Annotated in this window: 1 protein-coding gene; it reads right to left on the bottom strand. The window is 55.5% G+C overall.

Annotation, left to right across the window (positions count from 1 at the left end; genetic code table 11):
* Positions 1-263 (bottom strand): hypothetical protein (locus tag H5181_RS20455; RefSeq protein ID WP_182751897.1); only part of this gene is annotated, 263 nt, incomplete at both ends.

The following is a 263-nucleotide window of genomic DNA, read 5'->3' as shown; positions in this document are numbered from 1 at the left end:
TCTACAGTCGGTGCAGGTGCCATAGTGGCATCAACAGGTTGTGTATCAGTGGCGGTCGCAGATGGGTTACCGGCGATATCAATCACTTGCGCTGTGACATCAACATCGGTCGCGCCTGCAGTGACTGGGACTTCAACATCAAAGCCGTTGTCGAGCATGTCCTGAGTCACAGGGCCGTTAAATAGGGTGTTGCCGTTGCCATCAGTGACAATCAAGGTGTCGCCAACTTGGGTGCCAGTCGCTAGCGTCACGGTGGCGGTCAC

This window comes from Shewanella sp. SG44-2 (assembly GCF_014164215.1).
Lineage (GTDB): Bacteria > Pseudomonadota > Gammaproteobacteria > Enterobacterales > Shewanellaceae > Shewanella > Shewanella frigidimarina.
This window is presented reverse-complemented; position numbering and strand designations above follow the sequence as displayed.